Source organism: Photorhabdus heterorhabditis, from assembly GCF_018448905.1.
GTDB classification, from domain to species: Bacteria; Pseudomonadota; Gammaproteobacteria; order Enterobacterales; family Enterobacteriaceae; genus Photorhabdus; species Photorhabdus heterorhabditis.
The window spans coordinates 71,258-87,094 of record NZ_RCWA01000011.1 but is presented as its reverse complement, the minus strand read 5'-3'; the positions used below and the strand labels follow the sequence as shown (position 1 = coordinate 87,094).

Genomic DNA, 15,837 nt, shown 5'->3' with positions numbered 1-15,837 from the left:
TCCTGTTAATTGTTCTTTTATTTAACCCGGTAAACAGCAATAACAACTCATCCAACTATCAGTCTTTGAATAAACGAAAATGCTCATGATGTTCGACGAGTTGCTCGCGCGTCATCATAAATACACCGTCACCACCGTATTCAAACTCCAACCAGGTAAATGGCACATCAGGATATTGTTCTATCAAATGCACCATACTGTTACCAACTTCACAAATCAGTACCCCCTGCTCTGTCAGAAAATCTGGGGCAGTTGCCAAAATACGGCGTGCGAGTTTCAAACCATCGGAACCCGCCGCCAGACCTAACTCAGGCTCACAGCGGAACTCTTGCGGTAAATCGCTCATATCTTCAGCATCAACATAAGGCGGATTAGTGACGATAAGGTTATATTTGACAGGTGGCATATCACGGAATAGATCAGAACGAATAGGAATGACCCGGTGTTCAAGGTTGTGATTCTGAATATTCTGTTCAGTTACAGCCAACACATCTGCGGAAATGTCCACTGCATCGACTTCCGCTTCCGGGAAAGCATAGGCACAAGCAATGGCAATACAACCGCTACCAGTGCAGAGATCAAGAATATTTGCGGGTTCGTCAGGGATCAATCCTGCAAACTCATTATTAATCAATTCACCAATCGGTGAACGCGGCACCAGAACCCGCTCATCAACATAAAATTCATGACCACAGAACCATGCCCGATGAGTCAAATAAGCAACCGGAATACGCTCATTAATACGGCGAATAACCCGCTCGACAATACGATGACGCTCAGTTGATGTTAATCGCGCTGTCAGCATTTCCTGTGGAATATCCAGCGGCAGAAACAGTGATGGAAGAACCAGTTGCAGCGCTTCATCCCATGGATTATCTGTACCGTGTCCGTAATAAATATTCGCCGCATTAAACCGGCTGACAGACCAGCGCAACATATCCTTAATGGTATATAATTCGGCCACTGCCTCATCGATAAAAATCTTGTCCAAAAGCCCCTCCAACCCTGTAAACTCATTGACCCGTTAGTTTGCCACGATCATTGAGACAAATCAGCTTTCCTGTCAGACTAATGACAGAGAATTTTAGTACAGGTGTTTTATTACAGATTTTTGACTCATTCTGCGGAAATCGTCTTATGAATGGTAAATAAGACGATTTCTACATAATTTATACCCAATAGATTTCAATTTGCAACGCGGCGGCAAGTGAACACAGCCAACAAAGCAGCAACTTGAAGGATGAAGGGTATATATCATATTTTCTTAGCAGAACGAGGGGTAACGGCGGTTACATTGTGCCGTATCCATAAATAATAGATGGCGGTTAACAAGAGTATCCATATTCCACCCACATAGAATGCGATTCGTGTATCTGGGAAATAACTGAGAATAGCAATAATAAATATCATAAACACAATAGTCAGTATCGGTGCAACAGGCCACATCGGTACTGGAAATTGTAATTTTTGTGCTTCTTCTGGTGACATCTTTCTACGCATAGCAAATTGAGAGAGCAAAATCATTAACCAGACCCATACCGTAGCAAAAGTGGCAATCGAAGCAATGATTACGAACACCCGTTCAGGGAGCAAGTAATTAAGTACGACAGCACACAACAGCGCCAGCGTCATAATCATGATAGTCACCCAAGGCACACCATTACGGCTTAGACTCATAAATTTTTTATGCGCTAACCCTTTCTCAGCCATGCCGTACATCATACGACCTGCACCAAAAATATCACTGTTGATAGCCGAAATCGCAGCGGTAATAACGATAATATTTAGAATATTCGCCGCCGAACTAATTCCCAATCCCTGAAATATTGCAACAAATGGACTGCCTTCCTGACCGATGCTGCTCCAGGGGTAAATTGCCATCAATACAAAAATAGTCAGTACATAGAACAGTAGAATACGCAGCGGGATAGAGTTAATCGCTTGCGGGATCATTTTCGCCGGATTTTTAGCTTCACTAGATGTGATACCGATGATTTCAATACCACCGAAAGCAAACATAACGACGGCTAAAGACTCAATAACGCCACCAAATCCGTTAGGCATAAATCCGCCGTGTTGCCACAGATTCTGTACTCCGGTTGCCTGAAAATGGCCACTAAAACCAAATAAAATAATACCTGCTCCGGCAATAATCATTGCGCTGATCGCTGCTACTTTCAGAATCGACAACCAGAATTCCATTTCGCCAAATACTTTGACTTTACAAAGATTAAGCGCGCCAATAATGAAAATAATACTGAGTACCCATATCCAACGCGGTACTTCTGGATACCACAGCCCCATATAAATACCGAAAGCCGTTACATCCGCCAGACAAACTATGATCATTTCGAAAGTATAAGTCCAGCCAGTAATAAATCCCGATAACGGACCCAAGTATTGATGAGCGTAGCTGGCAAAAGAACCGGCATCCGGTTTATGGACCGCCATCTCTCCCAGAGCGCGCATGACCATAAAAACCGCAGCACCTCCCACTAAATAAGCTAACAATACCGCCGGACCTGCAATTTTTATTGCTTCAGCAGAACCATAGAAAAGACCCGTGCCAATTGCAGAACCCAACGCCATGAACCGAATATGACGGGCGTTGAGTCCTCGTTCTAGTTGTAATGAGGCTTGCATGATTTACCCTCTTATCTTTTATTATTGGGTTTTATACCCTTCATCCTTCAAGTTGCTGCTTTGTTGGCTACTTTCACTTACCCCAGCCACATCGTTATCTATGCTCCTGGGGATGCGTTCACTGGCCACCGCACTGCAATTTGAAATCTATTGGGTATATGAAATATAAATGCAACAATTAGGCCGGACAGAAGCCGGCCATCGGTTTATTTAACGATTATTTTTAGTCTGTAATATCTGTCCAGAAGGAAGTAGTGAGGAAAGGTGTTGCTCAGCCAATAGTTGTACAGCAGCAGCAATATCCGGCGCAAAAAAACGATCTTGATCGTAATAATCTACCTTTTCCCGCAGAATACAGCGCGCTTTTTCCAGAACTGGGCTACTTTTCAAACCATTCCGAAAGTCGATTCCCTGACAGGCAGATAGCCATTCAATTGCCAGAATACCCCTAGTATTTTCTGCCATCTCCCATAAACGACGCCCAGCAGCCGGGGCCATTGAGACATGATCTTCCTGATTGGCCGAAGTCGGTAAACTGTCAACACTGGCAGGATGTGCCAACGCTTTATTTTCACTCGCAAGCGCCGCCGCTGTCACCTGAGCAATCATAAAGCCCGAATTCACACCACCGTTATCAACCAGAAAAGGAGGAAGCTGTGACATATGCGAATCCATCAACAACGCAATCCGCCGTTCTGATAATGCACCTATTTCTGCCAATACCAGCGCCAGATTATCAGACGCCATTGCAACAGGTTCAGCATGGAAGTTACCACCGGAAATCACTTCACCTTGTTCAGCAAATACTAATGGGTTATCAGATACGGCATTCGCTTCAATCAGGATAACATCGGCAGCATGGCGCAATTGAGTCAGACAAGCTCCCATGACCTGTGGCTGACAACGTAATGAATAAGGGTCCTGTACCTTGGGGCAATTTATATGAGAATCTGATAGTTCACTGCTTTTTTCTAATACATAACGATACAATGTAGCAACATCAATCTGCCCCTGTTGCCCCCGAACCGCATGTACACGCGCATCAAATGGTTTGCGAGAACCCAACGCCGCTTCGACAGATAAAGAACCGCAAACTATTGCTGCCACTAACAGATCTTCTGCCTCAAATAATCCACGTAAAGCAAAAGCAGTAGATACTTGAGTACCATTGAGCAATGCCAAGCCTTCTTTAGCTGCCAATGTAATGGGTTGTAAATTGGCTTTTGCCAGAGCTTCTTTAGCTGGCAACCACTCGCCCTGATAATGAGCCTGCCCTTCCCCAAGTAATAACAAGCTCATATGTGCCAACGGTGCCAAATCACCAGAAGCCCCCACCGATCCTTTACAGGGAATATGAGGATAAATTTCCGCATTAACTAACGCAATTAATGCCTGAATAACTTCAAGACGAATACCAGAGTAACCACGGGAAAGACTGTTAATCTTCAATACCATGATCAACCGGGTCATATTATCGTCCAACGCTTCACCTATCCCAGCGGCATGAGATACGACAAGCGAACGTTGTAATTTTTCTAAATTATCTTCTTCAATCCGTGTACTGGCTAATAGTCCGAATCCGGTATTAATTCCGTAAGCAGTGCGATTTTCAGCAATAATAGCGTTAACACATTCCACGCTGCGTTCAATAGCAGGAAAAGTCTGGCTATCCAGCGTTATTTTTACCGGTTGTAGATAAACCTGACGTAATTCATCAAGGGTCAATTTGCCTGGGTAAATAGTTAACTGTTTCATAATGTTCCTTATTTTGTATTGAGCATCGGCAAATCTAATCCTTGCTCTTTGGCACAATGGATAGCGATTTCATAACCTGCATCAGCATGACGCATAACTCCGGTAGCTGGATCGTTGTGTAGTACCCTGGCTATACGCTCAGCGGCTTCATCAGTTCCATCACAAACAATCACCATACCGGCATGTTGTGAGAAACCCATACCAACACCACCGCCATGATGCAGAGAAACCCAGGTAGCACCGCTAGCAGTGTTAAGCAAAGCATTCAACAGCGGCCAATCTGAAACTGCATCAGAGCCATCACACATAGATTCGGTTTCGCGATTCGGGCTGGAGACAGAACCGGAATCCAGATGGTCGCGCCCAATGACAATAGGCGCAGAAAGTTCACCACTGCGTACCATTTCATTAAAAGCTAACCCCAGCTTGGCTCGTTCCCCTAAACCAACCCAGCAAATACGAGCGGGCAATCCCTGAAAGCTAATGCGTTCCCTTGCCATATCCAGCCAGCGATGCAAATGTTTGTCATCAGGGAGCAATTCTTTAACTTTGGCGTCAGTTTTGTAGATATCCTGTGAATCGCCAGAAAGTGCTACCCAACGGAAGGGACCAATACCACGACAGAATAACGGGCGAATATAAGCGGGAACAAAGCCAGGAAAATCGAAAGCATTTTCTACGCCGACCTCATACGCCATTTGGCGAATATTGTTGCCGTAATCAAAAACAGGAATACCCCATTGCTGGAAAGTCAACATCGCCTTAACATGTTCTGCCATTGAAGATTTTGCTGCTTCGATAACTTCTGCTGGTGCTGAAATAGCACGTTGGCGATATTCTTCCCAACTCCAGTTTTTAGGCAGATAGCCGTTGAGAGGATCATGTGAACTTGTCTGGTCTGTGACCAAATCCGGGCGTACACCACGACGAACTACTTCTGGCAAGATTTCAGCAACATTACCGCACAATGCGATAGAGACGGCTTTCCCTTCCAGAGTGTATTTTTCGATCCTAGCCAGCGCATCATCCAGATCTTTCGCTTGTTCATCAACATAACGAGTACGCAAGCGGAAATCGATCCGGCTTTGTTGACATTCAATATTCAACGAACAGGCTCCGGCTAATGTTGCAGCCAGTGGTTGTGCCCCGCCCATACCACCTAAACCAGCGGTTAGTACCCAACGTCCTTGTAAATTACCGTTATAATGCTGTCGGCCAGCTTCCACGAACGTTTCATAAGTGCCTTGCACAATCCCCTGACTGCCAATGTAGATCCAGCTACCCGCCGTCATCTGACCGTACATAGCCAGCCCTTTCGCATCCAGCTCGTTGAAGTGTTCCCAAGTAGCCCAGTGCGGTACCAAATTCGAGTTTGCAATCAGTACCCGAGGTGCATTCTTATGAGTTTTAAATACCCCAACCGGTTTACCTGACTGAATTAGCAACGTTTCATCGTCTTCCAGTTTTTTCAGTGTTTCAACAATCTTGTCATAGCACTCCCAATTTCTGGCAGCTCGACCAATACCGCCATACACCACCAATTCATGCGAATTCTCAGCCACTTCCGGATCAAGATTATTCATTAACATACGCAGAGGAGCTTCGGTTAACCAACTTTTAGCGGTTAATTGCGTTCCTCTGGGTGCCCGGATCTCAACATTACGAAATTTACTTTTCTGGGAGGTCACAGTTTGGCTCCTTGTTTGTCTTTGTATATTTGTTAAATGTATAGTTGTATATACATGTATATTCAATAGACCAAACTGTTAGCTAAAATGATATATTTATGGGTTTATTGTTATTATTTTCTTATAAATCAATTTGTTAATATTATTTCTTTTTTATTATCAAAAAGTAATATTTTTCTTATTTTTGTGTTTATAATCACAAATTATTTACATTAATTTTACAAAAATATAATTTAAGGCAGGAAAGATTTTGTTTGGTTTGTCACCAGTACACAGGCAAATTCTGAGTCGTCACAAACTGATGCTCCATGTAAACAATTAAGGGCATAAGTCATCATATGAATGTGGTTATATACCCAATGGATTTCAAGATGGATCGCGACGGCAAGGGAGCGAATCCCCGGGAGCATAGCGAACTATGTGACCGGGGTGAGTGAGTGCAGCCAACAAAGAGGCAACTTGAAAGATAACGGGTATAGCTATGAACTGAAACGTCCTTTCAATTTATAGCGATTACCAGGAAATAGCAGCCTGGCACTGGAAACGGTGTAATGAGTTGACCAAGTTCGGCGACTAATTAATAAACAAGGAGCCCCCGACTCAATCTGCAACAATTTACAGGACCGGGGATCGCCAGTAATAGCCTCTACAATATGTTCACCTTCCGTTAGCGGTGCAATCATTGACAAATAATCGTGCGGAGTCAGTTTAGTGAAGTCTTGCTGCAAATAGCCAGGAACCGCTTGAGCATTGACGTAACGATCTTCTATCTGAACCGGAATATCGTTTTCATAATGGACAATAACTGACTGATAAATCGGCGTACCGGCGATAATATCCAATTCGGCAGCTTGTTTTACGTTAGCGTTCAGTTCTGATAACTTTAATATTTTACAGCGGTGCTGATGAGAACGGGATGAGATCTCATCAGCAATACTGTGGATTTCGAACAGTGCGGATTGCCCTTTTGGCTCTGCGACAAAAGATCCTATCCCTTGCAGCCGTACTAATAGCCCTTCAGCAGTCAATTCACGCAACGCACGGTTAGCGGTCATACGGCTACAGTTAAATTGCTTAACCAACTCAGCTTCTGATGGAACACGATCATTAGATTTCCATTCACCGGTATAGATTTTTTCGATGATGGATTGTTTTACTCTGGCATATAAAGGTACAGGTTTGGCAAATGATCCTGATAAATGTGTCGTCACAATAAATTCCTTGTCGCTATAAAAATGTTAAGTGATTAATTACACTAATTTTATCAGGCTATCTTTACCAAAAAATAACAGCACAATAGTACTGTTATTTTAGACAATCAATACCACCAATGCACTAATTGCCAGGCAAGACGTGCTGCTGCTTTCCCACCTACCCCTTGAATATCAAATATTGGATTGAGTTCAACCAGATCAGCCGCCTGTAATTTCCCACTCTGACAGATTGGCTGAATCAATTGTAGAAGGCGCTCCAATGGTAACCCCAGTGCTGCCGGAGCAGAAACCGCAGGCATCTGATAAGCAGGTAATACATCCAGATCAATCGTCATGTAAATCAAATCAACTTGCTGAAGCGTATCTTGTATTTGCTGTTGTACTTTGTCCAGTTCGGTTTCACGACACTGATTATCCCAGATGATCTTAACATTCAAGTGGCTTGCTTCATCCACCAATGCTTGGGTATTAGATGCCAAACTGGCGCCAATGCAAGTATAGTGAAACGGTCGGTGGTGTTGCTGACAATACTCGGCGAGCTGACGAAATGGCGTACCGGAAGTAGGTTGCGACGACCGCCGTAAATCGAGATGAGCATCAAAGTTAATAATACCAACACGTTGATGTGGAAAAGCATCATAAATTCCGACGCCATGAGCAAAAGCTGTTTCATGTCCACCACCCAGCACCAGAGTGCGCACATGCTGATGTTGACATTGAATAATTGCATCAGCCAAGGCTTGTTGTGCTTCACTCAATTGATTAGGATTCGCACGAATGCTCCCCAAGTCCACCAATCTGTCATGCCCTTTATGACTGGCCATATTTGCCAATGACTGCCGCAAATAATCAGGGCCTTGATTGGCCCCCGGCCTACCCTGATTGCGTTTTACACCTTCATCACATTCAAACCCCAGTAGTGCAATATGGTGAGAAAATTCTTCCGGTGTAAAATAGGGAGATTGTTTGATCGTTTGAAAAATCCGCAGTGCATTATCCGCTTCTGCCAAATCATTTCGCCCTTGCCAAATAGTAGGCGAAGTAGCATGCCATAAATTCATTTACTGCTCCTTATCTGCTATATATTGGAATGAGTAATAGCACCACGAAATACCCTGGTATTCAGCGGGTTATGACCTAACTCATAGAAAATATCGACAGGATTTTCCACATCCCAAACAACAAAATCAGCATAAGCACCCGCGCGGAGCTGTCCGTGACTATTTCCTCTACCCAATGCACGAGCAGCATGTCGAGTAACACCTAACCATACCTCTTCAGGAGTCAGCCCAAATTGTACACAAGCCATATTCATCACCATACGCAGAGAGGCAAATGGGCTGGTTCCAGGATTAAAATCCGTAGATACAGCTATTGGTACATTAAATTGTCGTAATAAATCGACAGGCGGGCGCTGCGTTTCCTGCAAAAAATAGAAAGCACCGGGAAGCAAAACAGCAACCGTACCACTGTGGCTGAGAGCTTCCACTCCTGTCTGATCCAGATATTCAATATGATCAACTGAAAGACCGTGATAACGAGCGACCAGCTCACTCCCTCCCAAATTGGACAATTGCTCCACGTGTCCTTTTACTGGAATGCCCCAGCGCTGCGCTTCCTGAAAAAGCCGCTCGGTTTGCTCCAAATTAAACCCTACGCTTTCACAAAAAACGTCTACTGCGTCAAACAACTTTTTTCGCCAGAGTTGCGGCAGGATAATTTCACAAATCAGATCTATATAGGCATCAGGACTGTGTTTATATTCAGGCGGGCAAGTATGAGCAGCGAGCAATGTCGCACTGATTTCTATCGGATTATATTTCTCCAGGTTTTGTGCAACCTGTAGCAATTTTTCTTCATTTTCCAGATCTAATCCATAACCCGATTTAATCTCAATAGTGGTTACGCCTTCAGCCATAAATGCAGCCAAACGCTGCTGGGCAGAGTGTCCAAGTTGTTCAAGAGAACTGGTTCGGGTTGCTGAAACTGTCGCATTGATACCCCCTCCCTGCGCACTGAGTTCAGCATAGGACATACCATTTAAACGCTGCTCCCATTCATAAGCCCGGTTACCACCAAAAACTAAATGAGTGTGACAATCGATTAAACCGGGGGTAATCAGGCGTTGTTGGACATCAATTACCTGACAGCTACCCGTCTGTAATGTTGCTGTGGGCAAAATAGCTAAAATTTTGTCATCACGTACCAGAAGATCATGTTCTTTTAATAATCCGTAAGCTGCATTGATAGAAGGGTCCATTGTTGCCAGTCTTGCGTTACGCCAAACGACATCAGTATCACGCAGTTCTATTGCCATGGTTAGAATCCTGTATTTGTCTGTATCTGATAGCTCAGTCCATTAGTTGTATATACATTTATTTTCTAACCAGCAGTAATTGTCAAATTATTTCGTTGACTACCTGAACATAGCTTCTTACTCCGCATTTTCAGTCAATAAATCAGGCAAAACTAGGTTCTATTAGACATAATCAGGTTAAACAGTTAAAAAGATACCGTACACTTGTCACAAAATAGTTTGATTAATTGAGCAATGATGAAAAATAAACATTCCCTGAATGAGGAAGAGATTAACTTGTTTAAAGAGTCGGTAGCAGGTATCAAACGCATGAACCAAGATACTGTCTTACATCCTCCCATAAGAAAAAAAGCCAGCCATATTGCCCCTGAGCGAGTACAGCAAGAGCAAATTGATGCCAGTTACTATTTTTCTGATGAATTCCAGCCCAATCTCAATACAGAAGGCCCTACCCGTTACATACGGGAAAATGTAAGCCATTATGAACTAAAAAAACTACGCCGAGGTGATTATTCGCCAGAACTGTTTCTTGATTTACACGGGTTAACTCAAATGCAAGCCAAACAGGAAATTGGTGCACTAATCGCTGCTTGCCGCCGTGAACATGTCTATTGTGCCTGCGTCATGCACGGTCATGGGAAACACATTCTCAAACAACAAACTCCACTGTGGCTAGCCCAACACCCAGATATTATGGCCTTCCATCAAGCACCCAAGGAATGGGGAGGTAACGCCGCATTATTAATACTTGTCGAACTCGATGAACCTATACGTCGCTGAATTATCAGGCCCTTGCTGCTAATTGTGATGGGCTAACCTGCCAGACAAGTGTGCCTTTACCCGTCTGGCTGTTTAAATCCACACATGTAATTGCAGATGTTGCGAACATCGGCGGGGTCTCTGCTGGGCAGAGCTCAGCAACCAAATAACCAACTAACGGTAAATGAGAGACAACCAAAACAGCATTATGCCCTTGTTCAGCAATAACCTGTAGATAACTACTGACCATAGCAGCATCACCTGATGGCGATAACCCAGGCAACACTTCTTCACCAACCGGTAATGATAAAGATTTACGAACAACCTGTAACGTCTGTTCAGCACGGATATAAGGACTCACTAATACCAGATCAATCTTAGGCTCTTTCTGTGCCAACCAATGAGCCATTTCTTGTGATTCATTACAACCACGAGGAGTGAGTTGTCGGGCTGAATCGCTGATTGCATCTAAAGCTGCTTCACCATGACGCATAATAAAAACTTGCATAATCCACCGTATGAATGAGTTTATACCCTTCATCCTTCAAGTTGCTGCTTTGTTGGCTGCTTTCACTTACCCCAGTCACATCGTTATCTATGCTCCTGGGGATGCGTTCATTTACCGCCGCGCTGCAAATTGAAATCTATTGGGTATATATAGTTATTCTGCTAATAATAAATATCAGTAATCGCAACCTGAGTTATACAACAAAATTTGTTATCACAAAAACATTTCAGTCTATGGTGAACGGGCATTCTGCTGTAACTGCTTCCCGCCTTGAGCCGAATTGTCACAATCAGCCGGTGTTACTTGCTAAAACAAAGATAAAAATAATTAAGCAACAATTTCAGTTGATATTGCTTAAATTCAAAAAGGATTTTTTTATTCAAAAATCCTAAAGATGATGCCGATACCCCAACAAGGTATCGGCATCAATTTCTTCACAAATACAATGTAGATCACTATGGATAGAAATTTTTATTCTGTTCAGCCATTTTCACCAAACGCTCACAAGGTGTGAATCTATCTCCAAACTGACTCTCCAACCTACGTAGAATTTCCACCACTCTGGCACAACCAAGGCTATCAATATAGCGGAAGGGGCCACCAAAGAATGGTGGAAAACCTATACCAAATACCGCGCCAATATCGCCATCACGCGGACTTCTGATAATCCCTTCATCCAAACAACGAACGGCTTCATTAAGCATTAGCATCACACAACGCTGAGCAATTTCTGAAGAAAGCATACGAGATTCAGGCTTTATATTCATCAAGGTATAAACTGAGCTATCAACTTTTTTACCTTTCTTACCCATCCGCCAAAATTTTCTGGATTCTGATGTATATAAATAGAAACCACGACCATTTTTCCTACCTTTGCGACCATCTTTCAGTACAGCATTAAGAGATTCAGGTGCCGCAAAGCGTGCCCCTAATTGCTCTACCAAAATCGGCATAATTTTGGTACCAACATCAATTCCCACTTCATCTAATAAATTAATTGGCCCTACTGGAAAACCAAAATTAACCAGTGCCTTATCTATATGATCAATTGGCTCTCCTGCTACCAGACAATTTGATGCCTCACTGATATAAGGAACAAGGATACGGTTTACATAAAATCCGGCTTTATCACCTACCACAATAGCGGTTTTACCCTGCTTCTTAGCCAAAGCAACTGCTGTAGCAATCGTTTTCTCACTGGTTCCTTGATGCGGAATAACTTCCACCAGAGGCATTTTATCTACCGGGCTGAAATAATGCAGACCAATAACCTGCTCTGGTCGTTGAGCTTTTTCAGCAATTTGATGGATAGGAAGCGAAGATGTATTAGATGCAAATACCGTTTCTGGTCTGGCATTCGCTTCAATTTCTGCCACCATCTGTTGTTTCAGTGATAAATCTTCAAATACCGCCTCAACAACAATATCCACCTGTTCGAAACCACGATAATCCGTCGCTCCTGAAATAAGCATCATTTGCTTAGCTCGTTCTATCGGACGTAATCGCGTTTGCTTCACTCGTTTGGACAACAAATCCCAAGTGTACTTCAGTGCCTGACTAATACCCTTTTCATTAATATCTTTGATGCGCGCGGGTAATTTGCCTCGGGTAGCAGTTACATTCGCAATTCCCCCTCCCATCAAACCACCACCTAATACGCCAACACGTTTGATTTTCGCTGGTTTCTCTGATGACCCTGTCTCATTTTTTAATGACGTCGCAGCAAAAAACAGATTGCGTAAAGCAGCTGATTCCCGTGTCATTGCTAGTTCACCAAATGCCATAGCTTCGGCCCGTAAACCTTGGTTCATGCCTTTTTCAAGACCTTCTTTGACAACCTCAATAATTCGTTCAGGTGCAGGATAGTGCCCACGAGTTTTCGCCAGTGTTTTTTTACGAACGATATTAAACAAAAAGTATCTTCCTACAGGCCCTACCAATAACCGCTGTTGCCACGGTAAAGACTTACGCACAGGAATGCCTTTTTTGATTTTTTCAACAGCAACTTCCAGCAAAATATCTAATGGCACAGCATCATCCACGACTCCCAGTCGTAATGCCTGTTTCGCTCTTAATTGCCTACCTGTCAGAATCATATCCAGCGCCGAGCTGACACCAATAAGTCTCGGTAATCGCTGAGTACCACCTGAACCAGGTAATAACCCAAGCTGAACTTCAGGTAATCCAAGACGGGTTTTATCATCCAGTGAACATATACGCCAATGACACGCCAGCGCCAATTCCAAACCGCCCCCCAAACAAGCACCATGAATTGCCGCTACAACAGGCAAAGGATAATTGGCTATTTGAGAAAATAATTTCTGACCCTTTTCAGCCAGATCTTGTGCTTCTTCTTTGGTTTTACACCCGGCAATCATGGAAATGTCAGCACCGGCAATAAAAGTATCCGGTTTACCGGAAATCAATATTAATCCTTTAAGGCCAGAAGACTGCTGAGCTTGTTTGAAAACATTCAGAAATTGATCAACAAATTCTGCTTTCAGCGTATTTACTTTTTCTCCGGTCACATCAATAGTGATAACACCGATTTTATCCGACCTGACATCAAAATTGAAAACAGAAGCCGCCTGTTTTGTATCCGTAGTGATGGTTGCAGCATCATGCTGAGACTGAGTCATTATTCCACCTCCAATACCATAGCTGTGCCCAGCCCACCAGCAGCACAAGCAGTTGTCAACCCAAGCCCCCCACCACGGCGCCGCAACTCATTCAATACCTGCGTCACCATGCGAGCTCCTGTTGCTGCGAACGGGTGCCCATAAGCAATTGAACCACCCAAGACATTAAATTTATCCATATCAACTTCACCAATTGCTTGAGCGCGCCCTAACTTATTACGGGCAAATTCATCACTGGCAAACATTTTCAAGTTTGCCAATGTCTGAGCAGCAAAAGCTTCATGCATATCAATTAAAGTTAGATCTTTTAGTGTAATACCGGCACGATCGAGCGCTATCGGTGTCGCATACGATGGCCCCAATAGCATATCTTGCCAGACATCAATAGCTGAGAACGCATAGCTACGCAGGTAACCAAGCGGTTTTATTCCCAACTCTTTAGCCACAGACTCACGCATCAAAATGACTGCTGCTGCGCCATCTGTCAGCGGTGTACTATTTGCCGCGGTAACAGTGCCATACTTGCGGTCAAATGCCGGGCGCAACTTCGCATAAGAAGTTAATACGGAATTTTTACGAATATTATTATCTTCAAGCAATGCTTCACAATATGGAGGGAAATGGGCCGTCATGACTTCATCAGCCAACAAACCCTGTTCCCAAGCTTTTGCTGCAAGAATGTGGGAACGGTGTGCCAACGCATCCTGATCTTCCCGACTGATACGGTAGGTTTTCGCCATTTGTTCTGCGGTATCTCCCATACGCAGACCTGTCGAATATTCTGCTACTGCCGGAGATACGGGCAATAAATCACGAAATTTGAGGCGGCTAAGTAATTTAAAACGCTGCGGCAAAGTTTTCGCTTTATTCATATCAACAAGAGTACGGGCCAGAGATTTAGTTACACCAATCGGTAATACAGAAGACGAATCCGCACCACCCGCAATCCCGATATTCACCGTACCTGCCATAATGCTTTCCGCCACATTAGCAATCGCCTGAAAACTGGTCGCACACGCACGAGATACGCTGTAAGCATCTGTATTCACACTTAACCCAGTACCAAGAACGATTTCACGCGCAATATTTGGCGCTTCAGGCATTTGTACTACTTGTCCAAACACCAGTTGGTCAATCTTTTCAGGGAGTAAACCACTTCTGGTTACCAGTTCATTGACCACTGATTTACCCAAATCCACAGCCGGTATGCCGTGATACGATGTTGCCTGTTTAGCAAATGGAATGCGTAGCCCGCTGACAATTGCGATACGATCACCTTGCTGTGTCACTTTTGTTAAAGGACGACTCATAACGGCTCCTGAAAGATTATTATTAACCATACCCTTCATCCTTCAAATTACTGCTTTGTTGGCTGCTTTCACTTACCCCAGTCACATCGTTATCTATGCTCCTGGGGATGCATTCATTTGCCGCCGCGCTGCAATTTGAAATCTATTGGGTATACATCAAATAACTGAAAAAATTTTTTAACCAACCTAGACAGGTCTGACCTGATAGATCATTGTTAGCGTAATGTCTATAAATAGCAAACCTGAATAAATTAAAAATGAGAGCAAGCGCAACTTTAATTTATTTAATGTCTAAATGATCTCAATGCCTCTTCGAGCATGTTCGCAAACAGTAAAAAAATAAATAACGAGAAGGAGGGACTCAGTGAAATACCTCCACTATCTACTTAAGACAGCGGAGAAAGCCAGCCCTTGGATTAACGCAATCCCAACTGGAAAATCAGCGCTTCTGCCTGGCAACAGAAAACGAAATCAGTAATTAGTTGAATCCCCTTATCAACTGGCTCAATTTTATGATTAATAACACAAGGTTCTGATTCAATAGACTTTGCTTTTTTAATCAAAGTGTTAAGCATTGTTTCTACTTCCTGCTTATCAGCAAAAACATGTTGGTAAGACACGATGCAGTCAGTATTATCTATCACCGTACCTACATCTACGCAGCAGCAAGCAACCGTCTCTTCTGCACTACATTTCATTCGTCATACTCCATTCTCCAAATATTAATCACTCATCTTAATATTTTACTCCTCTCATCATAGGAAAACTAAGCACTTACTCTTTATAAGTATATTTATCCTATTGAAATCTGATTTCAAAAATTTATTTCCAAACGTTTTTATTAATACCTAAAATCATTTTTTTGTTAACTGAGTCGCGTTTTTGATATCAATTTGGACATATTTTAAAAACACTCTTGCAACACCAACAGATGTCAGACCTATACTTCACCACTGGTCTGATTTGTCATGAAGACAAACCGACTCTACAATCCTGCGCTCCTT

At 43.3% G+C, this 15,837-nt stretch carries 12 protein-coding genes; 1 reads left to right on the top strand and 11 read right to left on the bottom strand.

The features are described 5' to 3' along the window. Positions 1-58: 58 nt before the first annotated feature. The 7 genes from prmB to hutI all read right to left on the bottom strand — a co-directional run bounded on the left by prmB (position 59) and on the right by hutI (position 9,617). Positions 59-991 (bottom strand): 50S ribosomal protein L3 N(5)-glutamine methyltransferase, encoded by a 933-nt coding sequence (gene prmB / locus EAE89_RS09335; protein ID WP_054480395.1) that lies wholly within the window; start codon positions 989-991, stop codon positions 59-61. A 263-nt stretch (positions 992-1,254) separates the two neighbouring features. Then, entirely contained in the window at positions 1,255-2,643 is a 1,389-nt protein-coding gene (locus EAE89_RS09330) for an amino acid permease (RefSeq protein WP_054480396.1), read from the bottom strand. Between the two features lie 210 nt (positions 2,644-2,853). Beyond that, positions 2,854-4,398, bottom strand: coding sequence for a histidine ammonia-lyase (gene hutH, locus EAE89_RS09325; RefSeq protein WP_054480397.1), 1,545 nt, complete (start codon positions 4,396-4,398; stop codon positions 2,854-2,856). 8 nt (positions 4,399-4,406) lie between these two features. Further along, positions 4,407-6,086: a urocanate hydratase gene (hutU, locus tag EAE89_RS09320; protein WP_214085711.1), complete on the bottom strand. Its 1,680-nt coding sequence runs from the start codon at positions 6,084-6,086 to the stop codon at positions 4,407-4,409. A 479-nt stretch (positions 6,087-6,565) separates the two neighbouring features. After that, the gene (gene hutC / locus EAE89_RS09315) at positions 6,566-7,297 is read right to left on the bottom strand and encodes a histidine utilization transcriptional repressor HutC (RefSeq protein ID WP_172909607.1); all 732 of its coding nucleotides are present in this window, start codon (positions 7,295-7,297) and stop codon (positions 6,566-6,568) included. A gap of 107 nt (positions 7,298-7,404) precedes the next feature. Continuing rightward, positions 7,405-8,361: a formimidoylglutamase gene (gene hutG / locus EAE89_RS09310; RefSeq protein WP_054480400.1), complete on the bottom strand. Its 957-nt coding sequence runs from the start codon at positions 8,359-8,361 to the stop codon at positions 7,405-7,407. A gap of 17 nt (positions 8,362-8,378) precedes the next feature. Beyond that, the gene (hutI, locus tag EAE89_RS09305; RefSeq protein ID WP_054480401.1) at positions 8,379-9,617 is read right to left on the bottom strand and encodes an imidazolonepropionase; all 1,239 of its coding nucleotides are present in this window, start codon (positions 9,615-9,617) and stop codon (positions 8,379-8,381) included. A gap of 237 nt (positions 9,618-9,854) precedes the next feature. Between hutI and smrB the strand changes: the two genes are divergently transcribed. Beyond that, on the top strand, positions 9,855-10,397 hold the full coding sequence (gene smrB / locus EAE89_RS09300) for an endonuclease SmrB (RefSeq protein WP_054480402.1): 543 nt from the start codon (positions 9,855-9,857) through the stop codon (positions 10,395-10,397). A 4-nt stretch (positions 10,398-10,401) separates the two neighbouring features. Here smrB and sixA read toward each other — a convergent pair whose 3' ends face one another. From sixA to EAE89_RS09280, 4 genes are all read right to left on the bottom strand, one after another. Continuing rightward, positions 10,402-10,884: a phosphohistidine phosphatase SixA gene (gene sixA / locus EAE89_RS09295; RefSeq protein ID WP_054480403.1), complete on the bottom strand. Its 483-nt coding sequence runs from the start codon at positions 10,882-10,884 to the stop codon at positions 10,402-10,404. 455 nt (positions 10,885-11,339) lie between these two features. Further along, entirely contained in the window at positions 11,340-13,523 is a 2,184-nt protein-coding gene (gene fadJ, locus EAE89_RS09290; protein ID WP_054480405.1) for a fatty acid oxidation complex subunit alpha FadJ, read from the bottom strand. After that, entirely contained in the window at positions 13,523-14,833 is a 1,311-nt protein-coding gene (fadI, locus tag EAE89_RS09285) for an acetyl-CoA C-acyltransferase FadI (RefSeq protein ID WP_054480409.1), read from the bottom strand. Before fadI ends, fadJ begins: the two co-directional genes overlap by 1 nt. A 416-nt stretch (positions 14,834-15,249) precedes the next feature. Continuing rightward, positions 15,250-15,531 carry a YfcZ/YiiS family protein gene (locus tag EAE89_RS09280; protein WP_054480406.1) on the bottom strand — a complete coding sequence of 94 codons (282 nt, stop codon included), beginning with the start codon at positions 15,529-15,531 and terminating at the stop codon, positions 15,250-15,252. Between the last annotated feature and the right edge of the window lie 306 nt (positions 15,532-15,837).

Excerpts from the sequence above, each read along its gene's own strand:
- fadI (WP_054480409.1), bottom strand. The coding sequence starts at position 14,833 with ATGAGTCGTCCTTTAACAAAAGTGACACAGCAAGGTGATCGTATCGCA.
- hutI (WP_054480401.1), bottom strand. The coding sequence starts at position 9,617 with ATGGCAATAGAACTGCGTGATACTGATGTCGTTTGGCGTAACGCAAGA.
- hutH (WP_054480397.1), bottom strand. The coding sequence starts at position 4,398 with ATGAAACAGTTAACTATTTACCCAGGCAAATTGACCCTTGATGAATTA.
- smrB (WP_054480402.1), top strand. The coding sequence starts at position 9,855 with ATGAAAAATAAACATTCCCTGAATGAGGAAGAGATTAACTTGTTTAAA.
- sixA (WP_054480403.1), bottom strand. The coding sequence starts at position 10,884 with ATGCAAGTTTTTATTATGCGTCATGGTGAAGCAGCTTTAGATGCAATC.
- EAE89_RS09330 (WP_054480396.1), bottom strand. The coding sequence starts at position 2,643 with ATGCAAGCCTCATTACAACTAGAACGAGGACTCAACGCCCGTCATATT.
- EAE89_RS09280 (WP_054480406.1), bottom strand. The coding sequence starts at position 15,531 with ATGAAATGTAGTGCAGAAGAGACGGTTGCTTGCTGCTGCGTAGATGTA.
- fadJ (WP_054480405.1), bottom strand. The coding sequence starts at position 13,523 with ATGACTCAGTCTCAGCATGATGCTGCAACCATCACTACGGATACAAAA.
- hutG (WP_054480400.1), bottom strand. The coding sequence starts at position 8,361 with ATGAATTTATGGCATGCTACTTCGCCTACTATTTGGCAAGGGCGAAAT.